Origin of the sequence: Moraxella porci DSM 25326 (assembly GCF_002014855.1) — a bacterium.
Lineage (GTDB): Bacteria > Pseudomonadota > Gammaproteobacteria > Pseudomonadales > Moraxellaceae > Moraxella > Moraxella porci.
Genome location: NZ_MUYV01000010.1, coordinates 117,576 through 121,392 on the forward strand (window position 1 = coordinate 117,576; position 3,817 = coordinate 121,392).

At 44.4% G+C, this 3,817-nt stretch carries 1 protein-coding gene; it reads left to right on the top strand.

The window, feature by feature from the left end; all coding sequences use genetic code 11:
* The coding region (locus B0681_RS07790; RefSeq protein ID WP_228143886.1) for an Ig-like domain-containing protein at window positions 1-3,817 on the top strand (3,817 nt) is incomplete at both ends.

Genomic DNA, 3,817 nt, shown 5'->3' on the forward strand with positions numbered 1-3,817 from the left:
CGGTACTGATGTTACTGCAACTAACAAAGATGCAGCAAAAAATGAAGGTTCAGAGACCAAAGCTTCAAAAGACACTGATGCACCAGAGGTCCAGAATATCGAAGTGCCTGCAGATGGTAATAGCATCGTATTGACCTATGATGAGCCACTAGATCCGAACAATCCACCAAAACCTGAAGACTTTAAGGTGACTGTGAATGGCGAACCAGTAACTCCAACAGTAAAAGTTGAGGGTGATAAAGTTACGCTAGTACTACCTGAGCCAGTAAAAGCTGGTGAAACTGTTAAAGTCAGCTACACTGACCCAACAGCAGAAAATGACACTGCAGCTACCCAAGATGTAGCGGGCAATGATGCCGAGTCATTCACTGATCTGCCTGTGAAGAATAACAGTGAAGTACCAAACCCGAATAAGCCGGATGCTCCTACTGGCGTAGTAGTGACTGACGACGTACCTGCAATCGTAGGTGAGATTACAAATGGTACCGTCACCAATGATGACATGCCAACCTTCTCAGGTACGGATGCAAATCCAGGTGATACCATCACGGTCACCCTAACTGATAAAGATGGCAATGAAACATCTGTAACCACCACTGTAAAACCAGATGGTACTTGGACTGTAGATACCTCTGATCTACCAGACGGCACCTATACCAGTGAAATCACTGCGACTGATCCAAAAGGCAACACTAGCGATACAACTAAGGGTCCAACTTTCACTGTCGACACCAAAATCCCAGGCGATACCAATGGTGATGGCATTGTTGATGACAAAGATGACTCAACTAAAGAAGTTACCCTACCAGACGGCACAAAAGTACCTGCTAACACCGATGGCGCACCAAACATCGTATTTGGTGAAGATGCCAATGGTGATGGCGTACTAAACGCTGGTGAGATTGGTACAGATGGTAAGACTCCTGTACATATCACTATCCCAGATGGTACTGAATTGGGTGATACCCTTGTTGTTACTATCAACGGTGAAGAAAAAGAAATTCCAGTTACTCAGGACATGTTGGATAAGGGTTATCACACCGAAGAAGTACCAACAGCTGACCTAACTGAAATCGAAATCACTGCGAAAGTAACAGACCCAGCTGGCAATGAGTCTGCAACTGCAGAAGGTAAAGTAACTGTCGACACCAAAATCCCAGGCGATACCAATGGTGATGGCATTGTTGATGACAAAGATGACTCAACTAAAGAAGTTACCCTACCAGACGGCACAAAAGTACCTGCTAACACCGATGGCGCACCAAACATCGTATTTGGTGAAGACAAAGTTGATCCAAACACTGGTAAAAAAGATGACATCTTGAACGCTGATGAAATCGGTCCTGACAACAGCACACCAGCTTATATCACTACACCAGATGGCAGTGAAACGGGTGATTTGATGTTGGTGAAAGTTGATGGTGTACCTGTTGATCGTGATGGCAACCCTGTTACAGATCCTGATTACAAAGGCTTCCCATTGACCGAAACAGACATCACTACTGGTTATGTTACTGTGCCAGTATCAACTGCTGATAAAGATGGTAAAGACATCACTGTAACAGCACAAGTGACTGATGCAGCAGGCAACAGCTCAGCTGAAGGTTCTAAGACTGTTAGCGTTGACACCACAGTTGGTGAAAACAATGGTATCAACATCACAGCGATCAGCGAAGACACTGGTGCTAAGACTGATGACTTTGTCACCAATGATAATACGCTAGTAGTATCTGGTACTTTGGCAGCGCCATTGGCAGCAGATGAAAAAGTCCAAGTCAGCCTAGATGGCGGCAAAACTTGGATTGATGCTCCCACTTCAGGCACTACTTGGACTGCTGATGCAACTGGCACGACACTTCCTGCAGGTGAAACAACGATTCAGGCTCGCATTGTAGATACTGTGGGCAATGTAGGTCCGACTGATGATCAAGTAGTAACGATTGACACCACCGAGCCAAGCACACTAGTAACCGCTGTAACAATCATGATGGATAATAATCCTGATGACGGTACAATCAATGCGACGGAAAAAGGTACAGAAACGACCACTGATATCAAGGTTGACTTCACAACAGATGCGGATGCGAATCTTGAAGCCAAAGCAGGCGACATCATCGAATTGACTGTAACTATCGATGGCGTACCTACCAAGATTGAGCACATCTTGACTGCAACAGAGGCAGCGGATGGTACTTATACCTTTACTGGTATCGATCTTCCAGCTGAAAATGGCACATTGACTGCTGTTGCGTCTATCACTAAAGATGCTGCAGGCAATGTTAATGATGCAGTAGCAGAAGCAAGCGATACAGCTAAACTGGATGCAATCGCAAGTACTCTGACAGTCGATGGTGTGGTAGATAACTCAACCGGCACTGTCGACATCACTGGTACTTCTACTGATGTTCCAGCGAATGCAACTGTAACTGTGACTATCGCTAATAAAGATAAAGATGGCAACACCGTAACTGCTACAGCAACCACCGATGCTAACGGCAGCTATACCATCAGTGATATTGATGTTAGCACGCTGACTGATGGTGAGCTGATCATTACTGCAAAAGCAACTGATAATAACGGTGACGAAGTAAACGCCACCGATAGCAATAACACGCTAGAGATCACACCGCCTACTGCGACTGTAATGATTACATCGGACGATGGTGATTATGCTGACCTCAACCTAAATGTCTATACTGATAAAAAAGCTCAGTATGCAAATGATGGTTGGTTGAACTTTGGTGAACTTTATGATCAAAATATTCATATGGTAACAGGTTTAACCGAAGGCAGTATCACTATCCCTCAGGATGCTCAAGTTGGCGATGTTTATGTTGTTAAATATAAATTGGCTGACGGTACTGAAACAGTTATTAGTCAATATACGGTAGGTACCGATATTAATGCTGGCGATACTGCTAACTTCACCATCCCTTCTGAAGCGATGGACTGGAAGCAGACTGACAAGGTGGAAAACTTTGGCATTAATACAGCCATGGAACAAACATCGATTGGTAAGATTGAAATCTTTGCAGAGGCAACTCGTGGCAAGATTTCCGTTGATGGTCAGTCAGATGTGGCTTATACAGACTTAGTGGTTCCAAGTTCTGTTCAACATATTGATGATGTAACAGGTGCTGTTACTAATGCAACCTTAAAGGTGGGTAGCACAACTGCAACAATCACAGGGGTGATTGATGATGCTATTTTCCTTAAGGGTAGTGTGCTTGAGCTGAGCTTTGACAATGGTGCAAGCTATGTTCCTGTTACGATTGATTTTGATAACCAATTGCCAAGCTACAAAGATCAACCTCAATATACTAAGTGGACTTACACGCTACAAGGTACTGAGAATTTGGTGGTTGGAGAAAATAAAGTTCTGTTTAAAGTACAGGATTTATCAGGAAACTACGGTGAGGGTATTTTAAATGTTCAATACTCACAAACACCAACCATCAACATCAACAGCATCGCTGGTGATGCAGAAGTGACTGAAGGTACTGACGGCTACGCTACTATCACCGTCGCAGAAGCTGCAGCAGGATTTACTGTATCTGGTACGACCGCAAATGTAGAAGCGGGTCAAACTGTAACAGTAACCATCACCGGTAGTGGCAGTGCATCAATCCCTGTAGAGGTGACCACAACTGTCGGTGTAGATGGCAAGTGGACCGCGAGTGTTCCAGCGGATGAGCTAAAAGTTTCAGCCAATGAAACATTTACAGTTGTGGCGAAAACTAGCAATGTAGCTGGCACTGCAGCGACAGATACAGATATTACTGACAAAACGCCACAGCCACCTGTAGCTTCGGATCTA